We start from the raw sequence: 14,893 nt of genomic DNA, 5'->3' as shown, positions 1-14,893 counted from the left end.
GTGAAACAGTGGATCTTGGGATCAAAGGTCGCCGCGCCATCGTCTGCGCATCCAGCAAGGGCCTCGGCCGCGCCTGCGCCATCTCGCTGGCGGAAGCCGGCGTTGACATCACGCTGACCGCGCGCGGCGCCGAAGCCCTGAAGAAGACGGCCGACGACATCCGCAAGGCCTATCCGGGCGTGAAGGTCACCGAAATCGTCGGCGACATCACGACGCCTGCCGGCCGCGAGGCCGTGCTGAAGGCCTGCCCAGAGCCGGACATCTTGATCAACAATGCCGGCGGCCCGCCGCCCGGCGATTTCCGCAACTGGACCCGCGACGACTGGATCAAGGCGATCGACGCCAACATGCTCACGCCCATCGAGCTGATCAAGTCGACCGTCGACGGCATGATGGCGCGCAAGTTCGGCCGCATCGTCAACATCACCTCGGCGGCGGTGAAGGCGCCGATCGACATCCTCGGTCTCTCCAACGGCGCGCGCGCCGGCCTCACCGGCTTCATCGCCGGCCTGTCGCGCAAGACCGTGATCAACAACGTCACCATCAACGGCCTGTTGCCGGGCCCGTTCGAGACCGACCGCTTGACCGGCACCGCAAAGGCCGAGGCCGACAAGCGCGGCACGACGCCGGAGCAGATCCTGGCCGAGCGCGCCAAGCTCAACCCCGCCGGCCGCTTCGGCCAGCCCGACGAGTTCGGCTATGCCTGCGCCTTCCTCTGCGGCGCCAAGGCCGGCTTCATCACGGGCCAGAACATCTTGCTCGACGGCGGCGCCTTCCCCGGAACGCTGTGAGAGCAGTCTGGTACGAGCAAACAGGACCGGCGGCGGATGTCCTCACCTATGGTGAGATGGCGACGCCGGTCGCTGGCCCAGGCGAAGTTCGCATTCGCCTGGAGGCCTCCGGCGTCAATCCGGCCGATGTCGGCCGGCGCGGCGGCAGCTATCGCGCGATGGAATTTTCGCGCGTCATTCCGAACAGCGACGGCGCGGGTTTCGTCGACCAGATCGGCGACGGCGTAACGCGCTTCAGGGTCGGCGACCGGGTCTGGCTGTTCAACGGCCAGCGCAACGGCCGCGCCTTCGGCACGGCGGCCGAATATATCGCGCTCGCCGAGCAGCTGGTGACGCCGCTGCCGGATCATCTTTCCTTTGCGGAAGGCGCAACGCTCGGCATCCCCGCGATGACCGCATGGTGCAGCCTGTTTGCGGATGGGCCGATCGTCGGCAAGACCGTGCTTGTCACCGGCGGCGCCGGCGCGGTTGGCCATTATGCCGTGCAGCTCGCCAAATGGGGCGGCGCGCAGGTGATCGCGACAGTCAGCTCGGCGATGAAGGGCGAGCAAGCCCGGCGCGCGGGCGCCGATCTCGTGGTCAATTACAGGGACGAGGACGTCGTCGCCAAGGCGATGGCGTTCACCGGCGGACGTGGTGTCGATCGCGTGGCCGATGTCGATTTCGGCGGCAACGTCGCGACGACGTTGAAGCTGATGGCGCTCAATTCGACGATCGCCGTCTACGCCACCAACGGCAACCGCACACCCACGGTGCCGATGCGCGAACTGATGGAGAAGTGCATCACGCTCCGCTCGCTCGTCTTGTTCGCGCTACCGCCCGCGCTGCTTGCGGCGGCCCAGGCCGATATCACGAAATGGCTGGCGGCAGGGCCGCGCATTCACAACGTCGCGGCGCAGTTCGCGCTGTCGGATACTGCGCAGGCGCATCTCGCGGTCGAGAAGGGTGACAAGCTCGGCACCGTGATCGTCGACTGCGCGCGGTGACGACTTAGGATACCGGCGTGGTCCGCTCGTCGGTCCAGTCGATGCCGAGCTCGTCCATGCCATCGGCGAGCAGATCGCCCAGCATCGGCTCACCCAGCAGGTATTGCACCGTTTCGCGACGCGGGTTCTTGTATTCACCGCGCGCCTCGGCGGCGCGGGCACGCAGATCGTCCCACTCCTCCACTTCGCCATCGCCGCGGCCAAGCCACATCAGCGTGACGAGGTCGAGCTGCTCGTCCTCGTTCAGCGCGCGGATGAAACCGGACAGTTCGGCTGCGACCGGGTCGGAATTGGTGTCCTCGAGCACGTCGATCTCGTCATCATCAGAGGGATTGGACCCCGAGTCGGGGTCGGACGCCGCCTCCTTGACGTCGAATTCGCGGGCCTTCTCGATGATGAAGGCGACCTTCTCGGCGGAAATGGCAAGCTCTGGCATCGTCGCTCTCTCTGGCTGTCTCGGGGTTCCCCCGATAACGCAACATCGCGACAGATGATCCATTGCGTTCGACGGCGGAAGGCCGCATCTTTCGCGAAAGCAAGAAAATTGGGATCGCCGCATGCCGTGGACCGTGGGCAAGGTCAAAATCACCAAGATCGTGGAAATGGAGACGGTCGGCTCGACCCGCTTCATCCTGCCGGCCGCGACCAATGACGAGATCCAGAAGCTGCCTTGGCTGATCCCGCATTTCGCCACCGAGGAGGGCCGGCTGAAAATGTCGATCCACTCGCTGGTGGTGGAGACGCCGACGCGCCGCATCGTGGTCGACACTGGCCTTGGCAACGACAAGCAGGGCCGCGGTGTCCCGGTCTGGAATAACCGCAGCACGCCGTTTCTGGAGACCATGACGGCGGCGGGCTTTCCCCCTGACAGCATCGACACCGTGCTGTGCACGCATTTGCATGTCGACCATGTCGGCTGGAATACAAAGCTCGTCGATGGCAAATGGGTGCCGACTTTCCCCAGGGCGCGCTACCTGTTCGGCAAGACCGAGTATGAATATTGGCGCGACTATACGGCCGAGCCGGACAAGGTCGCGGTGTTCAACGATTCCGTGAAGCCGGTCGTCGATGCGGGCCTGGCCGAGTTGATCCCGAGCGATCACCGGCTCTGCGAGGAGATCAGCGTGATCCCGACCCCCGGCCACAGCCCCGGGCATATGAGCGTCCTGATCGAGTCCGGCGGCGAACAAGGGTTGCTCAGCGGCGACGTCGCCCATCACCCCTGCCAGATGGCGCATCTCGACTGGTGCTCGGTCGTCGACACCGATACCGCCCAATCGGCCGCGTCGCGGCACAAGGTGTTCTCGCGCTTTGCCGATACCCCGACGCTGGTGATCGGCGGCCATTTCTCGGCCGGGCACATCAAGCGGGACGGGGATGCGTTCAAATTTGTGGCGCTGCAATCGTAGGGTGGGCAAAGCCACCGGGTCGCGCGAATGCGCGCCCGATGACAGGCTCCGCGTGCCCACCATACCGGGCCATCAAAAAGAATTGGTGGGCACGGCGCTCCGCGCCTTTGCCCACCCTACAAAGGAAGGGCTGCAATGCGCCCCGTTTTGAGCGGTTGAATTTCCCGCCGCCCTGTTCCATGAAGCTATTTAACCGATCGGTCCATCTCCAGGGAGAAACGAGAATGAAGCTTGTTCGTTATGGCGAAAAGGGTGTGGAAAAGCCCGGCCTGATCGACAAATCCGGCCAATTGCGCGACCTGTCGGCGCATGTGAAGGACCTGACCGGCGAGGCCTATTCGCCGGAATCCCTGAAGAAGCTGGCGGGCCTTGACCCGGCCTCCCTGCCCGCCGTCTCCGGCAAGCCGCGCTTCGGCGCGCCCGTCACCGGCATCTCGAAATTCGTCGCCATCGGCCTCAACTACAGCGACCACGCCAAGGAAACCGGCGCCGCGATCCCGACCGAGCCGATCATCTTCATGAAGGCCAACACCTCGCTGTCCGGCCCGAACGATGCGGTCGAAAAGCCGCGCGGCTCGACCAAGCTCGACTGGGAAGTCGAGATCGCCGCCATCATCGGCACCCGCGCCAAGTATGTCTCGGAAGCCGATGCGCTGAACTACGTCGCCGGCTATTGCGTCTGCAACGACGTCTCCGAGCGCGCCTTCCAGACCGAGCGCCTGGGCCAGTGGACCAAGGGCAAGTCGCACGACACCTTCGGCCCGGTCGGCCCGTGGCTCGCCACCAAGGACGAGATCAAGGACGTGCAGAACCTGTCGATGTGGCTCGACGTCAACGGCCAGCGCCGCCAGACCGGCTCGACCCAGACCATGATCTTCTCCATGGCCAAATGCGTCTCCTACGTGTCACAGTTCATGACCTTGCTGCCGGGCGACATCATCACCACCGGCACCCCGCCCGGCGTCGGTCTCGGCATGAAGCCGCCGACCTTCCTCAATGTCGGCGATGTCGTCACGCTCGGCATCGAAGGCCTCGGCGAGCAGCGCCAGGAGATTGTGGCGGCGTAAGGCCTCCGCCCTCTCCCCGTCATTGCGAGGAGCGAAGCGACGAAGCAATCCAGACTATTTCCACGGAGACAGGCTGGATTGCTTCGCTTCGCTCGCAATGACGATAACCAACTGCCGGTCACCGCGTAGGACATTTTCCCATGAAACTCTCCTTCTCTGCCGCCTCGCCCTTCGCCCGCAAGGTGCGTATCGCCGCGATCGAGCTCGGGCTGATCGACAAGATCGAGCTCACGCCCGCGACCGTCGCGCCGGGCACGGTCAATGAGGATTATTCGCGCATCACGCCGCTGAAGAAGCTGCCGGTGCTGATCACCAATGACGGCGACGTCATTCTGGATTCCTACGTGATCGTCGAATATCTCAACGAGATGGCCGGCGGCAGCCTGATCCCCGATTACGGCCCGCGGCGCTGGAAGGCCAAGACCGATCACTCCCTGATCAACGGCATGCTCGATTCCATGCTGCTGTGCCGCTACGAGAAGATGGTGCGGCCGCAGGGCCTGCAATGGCAGGCATGGTCGGACGACCATTGGAACCGGGCCTGGACCGGCATGGCGCGCTTCGAGAACATGCCCGAAGTTTTGAACGGCCCGTTCGACATCTCGCAGATCGGCCTCGTCTGCGTGCTCGGCTATGCCGACTTCCGCTTCGCCGATTGCGGCTGGCGCAAGGCCTATCCGAAACTCGACGCCTTCCACCAGAAGATGCTGGAGCGCCCCTCGGTCAAGATCTCGGTGCCTCCAGCGGCGTAAACTAGGCTGCGGGGAGAAGGACGATGCGCGATCGCTTCCCCCGCCTCAGCATTCTCGGCGCGAGCCTCGTGCTCGCGTTGACCGTCTCAGCCACTTCCGTGCAGGCCGACGGCATGGCGACTGGACGACAAAACCTCGCCTGTGGATCGCCGTCGTCAATCGACGACGGGTGGACGACTGCGTCGCCCGACAGCGTTGGCATGGAAGGCATGCGGCTCTGCAGCATCGCTGCACGGCTCGATCAACGCGCGACCTCGGTCCATTCGGTTGTCGTCGTGCGCCACGGCAAGCTCGTCTTCGAGCAGTATTTTCCCGGCTACGACCAACCCTGGGGACAACCGGACGGCCAGCACGAATTTACCGCGACGACGAAGCATGACATGCGTTCGGCATCGAAGAGTGTCGCTTCGCTGCTCGTCGGCATCGCGATCGATCGCAAGCTGATCGAAGGCGTCGACGAGCCCGTGCTCAAATTCTTCCCCGACCATCAGGCGGCGAAGCAGGCGGGCTGGGAGGCCATCACGCTGCGCCATCTGCTAACGATGTCCTCCGGCATTGAATGGGACGAGGCACGGTCCTGGACCGATCCGAAAAACGACGAGCCGCATCTCACCTTTGAGGCCGATCCGATCGGCTATGTGCTCGCAAAGCCAGTCGCTGCGCCGCCCGACGTGCTGTGGACTTATAATGGCGGCGGGACTGAACTGCTCGGCAACATCCTCGAACGCGTCTCGGGCAAGCCGCTGGAGGCATTTGCTCGCGAGGTGCTGTTCCAGCCGCTCGGGATCAGCGATTTGGAGTGGAAAGCCTATAAGAACGGCAAGATTGCAGCGGCCGCGGGCCTTCGCTTGCGGCCGCGCGATGCGACGAAGATCGGCCAGCTCGTGCTCAATCGCGGCCAGTGGAACGGCCGGCAGATCGTCTCGGCCGACTGGATCGCACAATCTACCACGCCGCGCTTCCAGGCGATCGGCTATTTCGGCAGCACGATGTTCTACGGCTATCAATGGTGGATGGGCCGCTCGCTCGCCGGTGACAAGGAAATCAAATGGGTTGCTGCCTTCGGCTGGGGCGGCCAGCGCATCTTCATCGTGCCCGAGCTTGATCTCGTCATGATGACCACCGCTGCCCAATACGGCCAGCCGAAGGAAGGGCTGGCCGCGATCGACATCCTCTCCAACATCGTCATTCCATCCGTGCGCGATGCACGGTGAGTGCAAGGGAAGCGAGCATGAGCCTGAAATTCACCGTCGGCGATCTCACCATCCATCGCGTCATCGAGCAGGAAACCTCGTTCGTGCCGGCGCTGGAGATGCTGCCGGGACTGACGCCTGAGGTCCTAGCCGAGAACCGGGCATGGATGCGGCAGGCCAAGGCGCTGGACGAGCAGGACGTGCTGCTGCTGTGCTTCCAGTCCTATGTTGTGAAGACGCCGCATCACACCATCCTGATCGACAGCTGCATCGGCAACGACAAGCCGCGCCCGCAGCGGCCGAAATGGAACATGAAGACCGACGATACGTACTTGCGCGGACTCAACGCCGCCGGGTTCGCGGTCGACGACATCGATTTCGTGATGTGCACGCATCTGCATGTCGATCACGTCGGCTGGAACACGCGGCTCGAGAACGGCCGCTGGGTGCCGACCTTCCCCAAGGCGCGCTACCTCTTTGCCAAGCAGGAATTCGATCACTGGTCCGAGCAGAACGCGAAGGCGGAGATCCCGCCTTTCGCTGACAGCGTGCTGCCGGTGGTCGAGGCCAGGCGCCACGAGCTGGTCGGCAACGATCACCAGATCGGCGATCACGTCCGCATCCTGCCGACGCCGGGACATACGCCCGGCCATATCGCCATCACGATGGGCCGCGGCAAGGACGACGCCGTGTTCTCCGGCGACCTCATGCATTCGCCGCTGCAGACGCTCTATCCGGAGCTGTCGATCAAGTTCGACGTCGACCCGGCCGCGGCGGCGAAAACGCGCCGCAGCTTTCTCGAGCGCTATTGCGACACCGACACGCTGTGCTGCACCGCGCATTTCCCCTCGCCGTCGGTCGGGAAGATCAGGCGCAAGGGCAGCGCGTTCGTGTGTGCGGCGGTGTAGCGCGCGGCAATCGCCCGGCTTCCGTCATGCCCGGGCTTGTCCCGGGCATCCACGTTCTTACAATCAACGGCAACAAAAACGTGGATGGCCGGGACAAGCCCGGCCATGACGAGGAAACAAAAAATGGCCGACCTCCCCGACGTCCCTCTCCCCGCCGGCATCCGCTCGCGCTATGTCGACGGCATCAACGGCTTGCGCATGCACGTGCTCGAAGCCGGCTTCGAGACCAAGGGGCGGCCCTGCATCCTCTTGCTGCACGGCTTTCCTGAGCTCGCCTTCTCCTGGCGCAAGGTGATGCCGGCGCTGGCCTCGGCCGGTTATCACGTGATCGCGCCGGACCAGCGCGGCTATGGCCGCACCACGGGATGGACCGCGGATTACGACGGCGATCTCACGCCGTTCTCGCTCCTCAACCTCGTGCGCGACGCGCTCGCCCTGGTGTCGGCGTTCGGCTACAGGCAGGTCGATCTCGCCGGGCATGATTTCGGCAGCCCGGTTGCGGCCTGGTGCGCCCTGATCCGGCCCGACGTGTTTCGCTCGGTGACGCTGATGAGCGCGCCGTTCGGCGGAGCGCCGCCGATGCCGTTTGGCACCGTCGACAGTCCGGCAAAGCCGCCAGCAGAAGACCCCGTGCATCGCGAGCTCGCCGCGCTGCCGCGCCCGCGCAAACACTATCAATGGTATTACGCGACGCGCCCGGCCAACGCCGACATGCAGCACGCGCCGCAGGGCGTGCACGATTTCCTGCGCGCCTACTATCACCAGAAGAGTGCGGACTGGACCGACAACAAGCCATATCCGCTGACGTCGTGGTCCGCGGGCGAACTCGCAAAACTGCCGACCTACTACGTGATGGACGCCGGCGAGACGATGGCGGAGACGGTTGCGAAGGAGATGCCCTCGCCGGCCGCGATCGCCGCCAACCAATGGCTGCCGGACAGCGACCTCGCCTATTACAGCGCCGAATACGGCCGCACCGGATTCCAGGGGGGCTTGCAATGGTACCGCTACGGCACCTCGGGCATGCTCAACAGCGAGATGCAGCTGTTTGCGGGCCGCAGCATTGACGTGCCCACCTGCTTCATCTCGGGCAAGCAGGATTGGGGCACCTATCAGCGCCCCGGCGTGTTCGAAGCGATGCAGGGGCGCGGCTGCACGAAGATGCTCGGCTGCCATCTCGTCGACGGCGCCGGCCATTGGGTGCAGCAGGAACAGCCGGCCGAGGTGAGCCGCTTGCTGCTCGAGTTCCTCGCAAAAGTCGCCTGATTTGACCCGGGAACCCCGGCGCCTTATATAGTTTAGAATAATTCTAAACTATTAAACAGGTCCGCCGTGAAGACTTTTGCCGAACTGACCGAGCGCGAGGTGCTTGCGGTCGCGATCTCCTCCGAGGAGGAGGACAGCCGCATTTACATGACCTTCGCCGAGGACTTGCGCGAGCGTTACCCGGACACGTCGAAGATTTTCGAGGAGATGGCCGAGGAGGAACGCGGCCACCGGCATCGGCTGCTGAAACTCTATGAGGAACGCTTCGGCCAGCACCTGCCGCCGATCCGCCGCGAGAACGTCAAAGGCTTTCTGCGCCGGCGGCCGATCTGGCTGACGAAAAACCTGCCGCTCGACACCATCCGGAAAGAGGTCGAGACCATGGAGCTCGAGGCCGAGCGCTTCTACGCGCGGGCCGCCGAGCAGGCCGAGGATGTCGGCGTGCGCCGCCTGCTCGGCGATCTCGCCGAGGAGGAAAAGCATCACGAGAACCGCGCCGTCGCGCTCACCGACGAGATTTTGAAGCCCGACGTGCGCGCCGAGGAAGACCGCACGCGACGGCGCATGTTCGTGCTGCAATATGTGCAGCCGGGCCTCGCCGGCCTGATGGACGGATCGGTCTCGACGCTGGCGCCGCTGTTCGCCGCGGCTTTCGCCACCCACCAGAACTGGCAGACGTTTCTGGTCGGCCTCGCCGCCTCGATCGGCGCCGGCATCAGCATGGGCTTTGCGGAGGCGCTGTCCGATGACGGCTCGCTCACGGGACGCGGCTCGCCATGGCTGCGCGGCATCACCTGCGGCACGATGACGACGCTCGGCGGGCTCGGCCACACCCTGCCTTATCTCGTCCCAGACAGCTGGCCGAACGCATTCTGGATCGCGACGGGAATCGCCGGCGTCGTCGTGTTCTTCGAATTGTGGGCAATCGCCTTCATCCGCGCGCGCTACATGGACACCCCGTTCCTCCAGGCCGTGTTCCAAATCGTGCTCGGCGGCGCCATCGTGCTCGCGGTGGGGATATTGATCGGGGCGGCGTAGCTACCTCGGTGTCATGCCCCGCGAAGGTGGGGCATCCAGTACGCCGCGGCGGATGTGGTGAGAGCGAGTTCTCCAATGCGGGTCTCTGGAATACTGGATCGCCCGCCTTCGCGGGCGATGACGGCCGACTTGTTGCTGGACCTTCCCGCGATGACAGCTAGCCACATATCAATCGCGATCAAACGGCGGTTGCGGCATTCGGTCAAACTGCGCATCATCCCATCAGGGAAGCGCAGGAGCATGTCGTGGCGAAAACGGAATGGAGTTACAAGAGCGCGGTCGAGCTGTCGGCCGCGTTGACCGCAAAGAAGGTCTCCGCGGTCGAGCTCACGCAGGATGCGATTGATCGCATCGAACGTCACGACGGCAAGGTCAACGCGATCTGCGTCCGGGATTTCGACCGCGCGCTGAGCGCCGCGCGGGACGCGGACGCGGCGCGGGCGCGCGGCGAGCGGAAGCCGCTGCTCGGCCTCCCAATCACCGTGAAGGAATCCTACAACGTCGCCGGCCTGCCCACGACCTGGGGCATTCCCGCGCAGAAGGATTTTGTCGCGAAGGAAGACGCACTGCCAATCACGCGGGTGAAGGACGCCGGCACCGTCATCGTCGGCAAGACCAACGTGCCGCTCGGGCTCGGCGACTGGCAGAGCTACAATGACATCTACGGCACCACCAACAACCCCTACGATCTCGGCCGCACACCCGGTGGTTCGTCTGGCGGCTCGTCTGCCGCGCTCGCCGCGGGCTATGGCCCGCTGTCGATCGGCTCCGACATCGGCGGCTCGCTGCGTGTGCCGGCCTTCCATTGCGGCATCTATGCGCACAAGCCGACCTTCAGTCTCGTCGCCATGCGCGGCCACACGCCGCCGCCGCTGCCGCCTTTGCCGTTCGAGCGTGACCTCTCGGTGATCGGCCCGATGGCGCGTAGCGCCGCCGATCTTTCGCTTGTGCTCGACGTGATGGCCGGGCCCGATCCGATCGACGCTGGCCTCGCCTACCGGCTCGAGCTGCCGGCGGCGCGGCACACGGCGTTCAGGGATTTCCGCGTGCTGGTGATCGACACCGATCCGGTGATGCCGACCGACACGGCGGTGCGCGGCACCATCAACCGGCTGGCCGACAATCTCGCCAAGGCTGGCGTCAAAATCGAGCGCAACAGCCCGCTGCTGCCGGATTTCGCGGCCTCCACGCGGCTCTATATGCGCATGCTGATGTCGTTCCTCGGCTCGACTTTCGCGCCCGACATCTATGCTGGCGCGAAAGCGGCAGCAGCGGCGTTGCCAGAGGGTGACAACAGCTTGGCCGCGGAACGGCTGCGCGGTATCGCGCTCAACCATCGCGACTGGCAGGCGGCCAACGGCGGGCGCACCCGCCTTCGCGCGCAATGGCGCGAGCTGTTCAAGTCGTTCGACGCGGTGATCTGCCCGGTGATGCCGACGGCGGCCTATCCGCACGACCATTCGCCAGAGCAGGAAAAGCGCCGGATCAAGATCGACGGCAAGGAGCACGTCTATCCCGACCAGCTCGCCTGGCCGGGCATCGCGACGCTCCCCGGTCTGCCCTCGACCGCGATTCCGACGGGCTTTGCGCCTGATGGACTGCCCATCGGCGTGCAGATCGTCGGCCCGTGGCTGGAAGACCGCACGCCGCTCAAGCTCGCCGAGCTGATCGAGCGCGAATTCGGCGGGTTCGTGCCGCCCCCTTTGTTCAATGACTAGTGCCTCCCGTCATTGCGAGGAGCCCTTGCGACGAAGCAATCCAGACTGCATCCGCGGAGACATTTCTGGATTGCTTCGCTACGCTCGCAATGACGGAGTAAAATAACATAGAGGGAGAGAAACGTCATGAGCCAAGACCTCGACCAGCTCACCGCGCTCAACCACGACTATGTCGCGTCCGTGCAAAACTGCGACGTTAAACGCTTCGACGAAATCCTCGCGCCGGAGTTCTTTTGCTCCAATCCCGACAAGACATTGGTCGACCGCGCCGCCTTCCTGGAGCAGACGGCACGGCCGATCGCAATCCGCAATCTGCATGCGCATGATGTCATCATCCGCATCATGGGCGATTTTGCCATCATCCACGCTGCCACCAGCTACACCACCGCCGACGGCCGGCAGGCGACGGGGCGGTACACCGATTGCTGGACGAAGAAGAACGGGACGTGGCTCGCGGTATCAGCGCACGTGTCGCGGTGAGTTGAGGTCAGCCATCCTCACACTCCGCTGTCATGCCCCGGCTTGACCGGGGCATCCAGTACGCCGCGGCAATAGTCGGTTCACACAGCTTCCGCCGCGGAGTACTGGATCGCCCGCTTTCGCGGGCGATGACACCGTCATTGCGGTTGCTAGCTATCAAACACAATCACGCTGCGCAGCGTCTTGCCGGCCTTCATGTTGGCAAAGCCCTCGTTGATCTCGCTGAGCTTCAGCTTGGCCGAGATCCAATCCTCGAGGTGCAGCCGGCCGCGCAGGTAGAAATCAACCAGCCTCGGCATGTCCACGCGAAAATGGTTGGAGCCCATCGACGAGCCCTGGATCCTGCGCTCGCGCAGGAAGTCGAAGCCGTGCAGCTCGATCTTCTGACCGAACGGGATCATGCCGACGATGGTGGCCGTGCCGCCGGACGCCAGCATGCCAAAAGCCTGCTCCGCGGTCTCCTTGCGGCCGAGCACCTCGAAGGAATGATGCACGCCGCCATTGGTGAGGTCGCGCACCTGCTTCACGACGTCGCCGTCGGTGGGATTGATGATGTCGGTCGCGCCCAGCTTGGTCGCAAGCTGCAGCTTTGCCGGATTGGTGTCGATGGCGATGATGCGCCCGGCGCCGGCGATCTGCGCGCCGTTGATCGCGGCCATGCCGACACCGCCACAGCCGATCACGGCCACGGTCTCGCCGGCCGTCACCTTCGCCGTGTTCACGACCGCGCCGTAGCCGGTGATGACGCCGCAGCCGATCAGCGCGGCGAGATCGAGCGGCATCTCCTTGCGGATTTTGACGATGGCGTTCTCGTGCACCAGCATCTGCTCGGCGAACGACGAGAGGTTGAGGAACTGGTGCAACTTCTCGGGCTTCGACCATTGCATCCGGTTGGAGGCGCCCGGCAACAGCTTTACGGTGGTGTCGGTGCAGAGCACGGTGCGGCCCGTGGTACAGTTGTCGCAGGTGCCGCAGAACACCGACAGGCACGTCACGACGTGATCGCCCGGCTTCACATAGGTGACGTCGGAGCCGACCTGCTCGACGATGCCGGCGGACTCGTGCCCGAGCACCGCGGGCAGCGGATGCGGATACAGGCCTTCCATGAAGTGCAGATCGGAGTGACAGAGGCCGGCGACCGCCGTGCGGATCAAAACCTCGCGTGGGCCCGGCTTCGGCAGGCTGACATCCTCGATGACCAGCGGCTGATTGACTTCATAAAGGACGGCGGCCTTCATCGAGCACTCCCTATCGCTTCTTTTGGTTTGAGCGTGGAGTGCAGCCTACGCTGCCAGAACCAGTTCGCCAACCTCGCTCATGCCGGCGTCGCGATCCCCGAGCAGCAGCGCTGCGATCTTCGCTTGCGCGGCATTTTCCGTCAGCCGGAACGGATCGCTCGGCGCCACGCGATGGTCGATCACCAGCCGCGACAGCAGCAGCCGGCGCGCATCGCCGCGCATTTCGTGGATGCGATGCGCTTCCCAGGCGAGCGCGACCGCGCTCGCGACGTGATAGAGCAAGCTCGTCGCGCGGCGCGCATCGGCCTCGTTCTCGGAATTGCCCGCGACCTCGCGCGCGAAGCCGACGGCGCGATCGACGAGACCGCGCAAATTGTCGCGCCAGGCCTGCGGGACCGACACGCTATCATCGAGCCGCGCATGCAGATCGGCTGATAGCGCGGATTCGGCGCCGTGGCGGCCGACCGCGCGCCGGAGCGCATCGATGGCGACGATGTTGCCGGTGCCTTCCCAGACGGAGCCGAGATGGGCGTCGCGCAGCAGGCGGGGCGTGGCAAATTCCTCGATATAACCGATACCGCCGCGCATCTCGAGCGCATCGCCGCAAACCTTGCGCGCATCGCGCGTCGCACGGAATTTCAGCGTCGGCGTGAGGATGCGCAGCAGCGCCGCAGCATCCTGACTGCCAGCCTCGGCGCGGTCGAGTGCGTCGGCGGTCAGAAAACTCATCGACAGCGCCTGCTCGACCGGCAGCATGATCTTCAGCATCTGCCGCCGTCCCAGCGGCAGGTCGATGATGCGCTTGCCGAACACCACGCGGTTCTTGGCGACCGTCATCGCATCATGATAGGCGCGGCGCATCAGCGCGGTGGATTTGACGCCATTGGAGAGCCGCGACGAGTTCACCATCTCGGCCATCTGCACGAAGCCGCGGTCGAGCTTGCCGACCGCATAGGCGATCGCGCCTTCGAGCTTGATCTCGCCCGAGGCCATCGAGCGCGTGCCGAGCTTGTCCTTCAGGCGCACGATCCGGTAATGGTTCTGCGAACCGTCGTCGAGGAAGCGCGGCATCAGGAACAGGCCGACGCCGCGCGTGCCGGGGCCAGCGCCTTCGGGGCGCGCCAGCAGCATCACGACCTTGGCATCGGCGTTCGAGCAGAACCATTTTTCGCCATGGAGGCGCCAATGGTCGCCCTCCTGCACGGCGCGCGTGGTCAGTGTACCGACATCGGAGCCACCCTCCTTCTCGGTCATGAACTGGCCGCCCTGGGTCAGCTTGCTCATGTCGGTCTGGGTCAGGCCGTCGAGATATTTCGCCTTCAGCGCCTCGCTGCCGAAATTCGCCAAGAGCTTTGCGCAGCCGTCGGTGACGTTGATCGGGCAGCCCATGCCGAATTCGGTCTGGTTGAACAGGAAGGTGAAGGCGTGCTTGGCCACGACGGGATATTTGTCGGGCCAGCCCATGATGCCCTTGCGGATCGAAAGCGCGTGGATGCCGAACTCGCCGAACGCGGCATTCTCCAGCTCGCGATAGGCCGGGTGATATTCGATCCATTGCATGTCGCGGCCGAACTTGTCGCGCTGGTGCAGCACCGGCGTGTGCCGGTCGGCGAGCCGCGCGCAATCGTCGAGATGGCCACCGGCGAGCTCGCCGAGGCGATTGAGATGCGGCTCGATGTGGCGGAACAGCGTATCCGGCAGATGGATACGCAACAGATCAGTCAGCGCCGGATCGGCGCGATAGAAATTCATGCCTGATGTATCGGGCGCCAGCAGACCGGATGGTGCGGCCGCGACACTTTTTGGCTCACCTGTGACCGGCTTGTGCATGATCGTCCTCTTCGTTCCCGCCCGACGGCAATTCTTATCGCTTGCCGCTTGGGATGATGTCGATCATGCTCCAGTCGCAAAGTCGGATAAAGCCGCAAATTGTCAGGGAGGCATGATCGCCGTGAAGGAGCAATTCGCTCTGCGGAATTATGACCGACCCGGCTGGTTGTCCGCGCGGCGGATGCATAGATCAGCGGCTTCCCGTCTCCGAGAGATC

Annotated in this window: 14 protein-coding genes; 11 read left to right on the top strand and 3 right to left on the bottom strand. The window is 64.5% G+C overall.

Annotated features, from left to right (window positions below):
- Positions 1-8 precede the first annotated feature (8 nt).
- On the top strand, positions 9-791 hold the full coding sequence (locus tag AB7531_RS05140; RefSeq protein WP_231143834.1) for an SDR family oxidoreductase: 783 nt from the start codon (positions 9-11) through the stop codon (positions 789-791).
- The gene (locus tag AB7531_RS05135) at positions 788-1,777 is read left to right on the top strand and encodes an NADPH:quinone reductase (RefSeq protein WP_063980854.1); all 990 of its coding nucleotides are present in this window, start codon (positions 788-790) and stop codon (positions 1,775-1,777) included. The genes AB7531_RS05140 and AB7531_RS05135 overlap by 4 nt, the downstream gene beginning before the upstream one ends.
- A 4-nt stretch (positions 1,778-1,781) precedes the next feature.
- Here the strand turns inward: AB7531_RS05135 and AB7531_RS05130 are convergent, their stop codons facing one another.
- A complete protein-coding gene (locus tag AB7531_RS05130; protein ID WP_038933620.1) occupies positions 1,782-2,213 on the bottom strand; it encodes a DUF3775 domain-containing protein in 432 nt (143 codons plus the stop codon).
- A gap of 121 nt (positions 2,214-2,334) precedes the next feature.
- Between AB7531_RS05130 and AB7531_RS05125 the strand changes: the two genes are divergently transcribed.
- The 9 genes from AB7531_RS05125 to AB7531_RS05085 all read left to right on the top strand — a co-directional run bounded on the left by AB7531_RS05125 (position 2,335) and on the right by AB7531_RS05085 (position 11,608).
- Entirely contained in the window at positions 2,335-3,186 is an 852-nt protein-coding gene (locus AB7531_RS05125; protein ID WP_063980853.1) for an MBL fold metallo-hydrolase, read from the top strand.
- A 224-nt stretch (positions 3,187-3,410) separates the two neighbouring features.
- Entirely contained in the window at positions 3,411-4,253 is an 843-nt protein-coding gene (locus AB7531_RS05120; protein WP_063980852.1) for a fumarylacetoacetate hydrolase family protein, read from the top strand.
- 140 nt (positions 4,254-4,393) lie between these two features.
- Positions 4,394-5,005: a glutathione S-transferase family protein gene (locus tag AB7531_RS05115; protein WP_063980851.1), complete on the top strand. Its 612-nt coding sequence runs from the start codon at positions 4,394-4,396 to the stop codon at positions 5,003-5,005.
- A gap of 23 nt (positions 5,006-5,028) precedes the next feature.
- Positions 5,029-6,219, top strand: a complete 1,191-nt coding sequence (locus tag AB7531_RS05110; protein ID WP_063980850.1) for a serine hydrolase domain-containing protein — start codon at positions 5,029-5,031, stop codon at positions 6,217-6,219.
- 17 nt (positions 6,220-6,236) lie between these two features.
- Positions 6,237-7,106, top strand: coding sequence for an MBL fold metallo-hydrolase (locus AB7531_RS05105; RefSeq protein ID WP_063980849.1), 870 nt, complete (start codon positions 6,237-6,239; stop codon positions 7,104-7,106).
- Positions 7,107-7,229: 123 nt separating this feature from the next.
- A complete protein-coding gene (locus AB7531_RS05100; RefSeq protein WP_063980848.1) occupies positions 7,230-8,372 on the top strand; it encodes an alpha/beta hydrolase in 1,143 nt (380 codons plus the stop codon).
- A 66-nt stretch (positions 8,373-8,438) separates the two neighbouring features.
- Positions 8,439-9,410: an iron exporter MbfA gene (gene mbfA, locus AB7531_RS05095; RefSeq protein ID WP_063980847.1), complete on the top strand. Its 972-nt coding sequence runs from the start codon at positions 8,439-8,441 to the stop codon at positions 9,408-9,410.
- A 245-nt stretch (positions 9,411-9,655) separates the two neighbouring features.
- Positions 9,656-11,128 (top strand): amidase, encoded by a 1,473-nt coding sequence (locus AB7531_RS05090; protein ID WP_063980845.1) that lies wholly within the window; start codon positions 9,656-9,658, stop codon positions 11,126-11,128.
- 126 nt (positions 11,129-11,254) lie between these two features.
- Positions 11,255-11,608, top strand: a complete 354-nt coding sequence (locus tag AB7531_RS05085; RefSeq protein WP_063980844.1) for a nuclear transport factor 2 family protein — start codon at positions 11,255-11,257, stop codon at positions 11,606-11,608.
- Between the two features lie 149 nt (positions 11,609-11,757).
- On the opposite strand, the gene AB7531_RS05080 is transcribed toward AB7531_RS05085, so the two are convergent.
- Together AB7531_RS05080 and AB7531_RS05075 are read right to left on the bottom strand one after the other, a co-directional pair.
- Positions 11,758-12,846: a Zn-dependent alcohol dehydrogenase gene (locus AB7531_RS05080; RefSeq protein WP_063980843.1), complete on the bottom strand. Its 1,089-nt coding sequence runs from the start codon at positions 12,844-12,846 to the stop codon at positions 11,758-11,760.
- 45 nt (positions 12,847-12,891) lie between these two features.
- The gene (locus tag AB7531_RS05075) at positions 12,892-14,676 is read right to left on the bottom strand and encodes an acyl-CoA dehydrogenase family protein (protein ID WP_063980842.1); all 1,785 of its coding nucleotides are present in this window, start codon (positions 14,674-14,676) and stop codon (positions 12,892-12,894) included.
- Positions 14,677-14,893 lie beyond the last annotated feature (217 nt).

It is taken from the genome of Bradyrhizobium sp. 63_E2_N1_3, from assembly GCF_052076005.1.
Taxonomy (GTDB): Bacteria; Pseudomonadota; Alphaproteobacteria; order Rhizobiales; family Xanthobacteraceae; genus Bradyrhizobium; species Bradyrhizobium barranii.
This window is presented reverse-complemented; position numbering and strand designations above follow the sequence as displayed.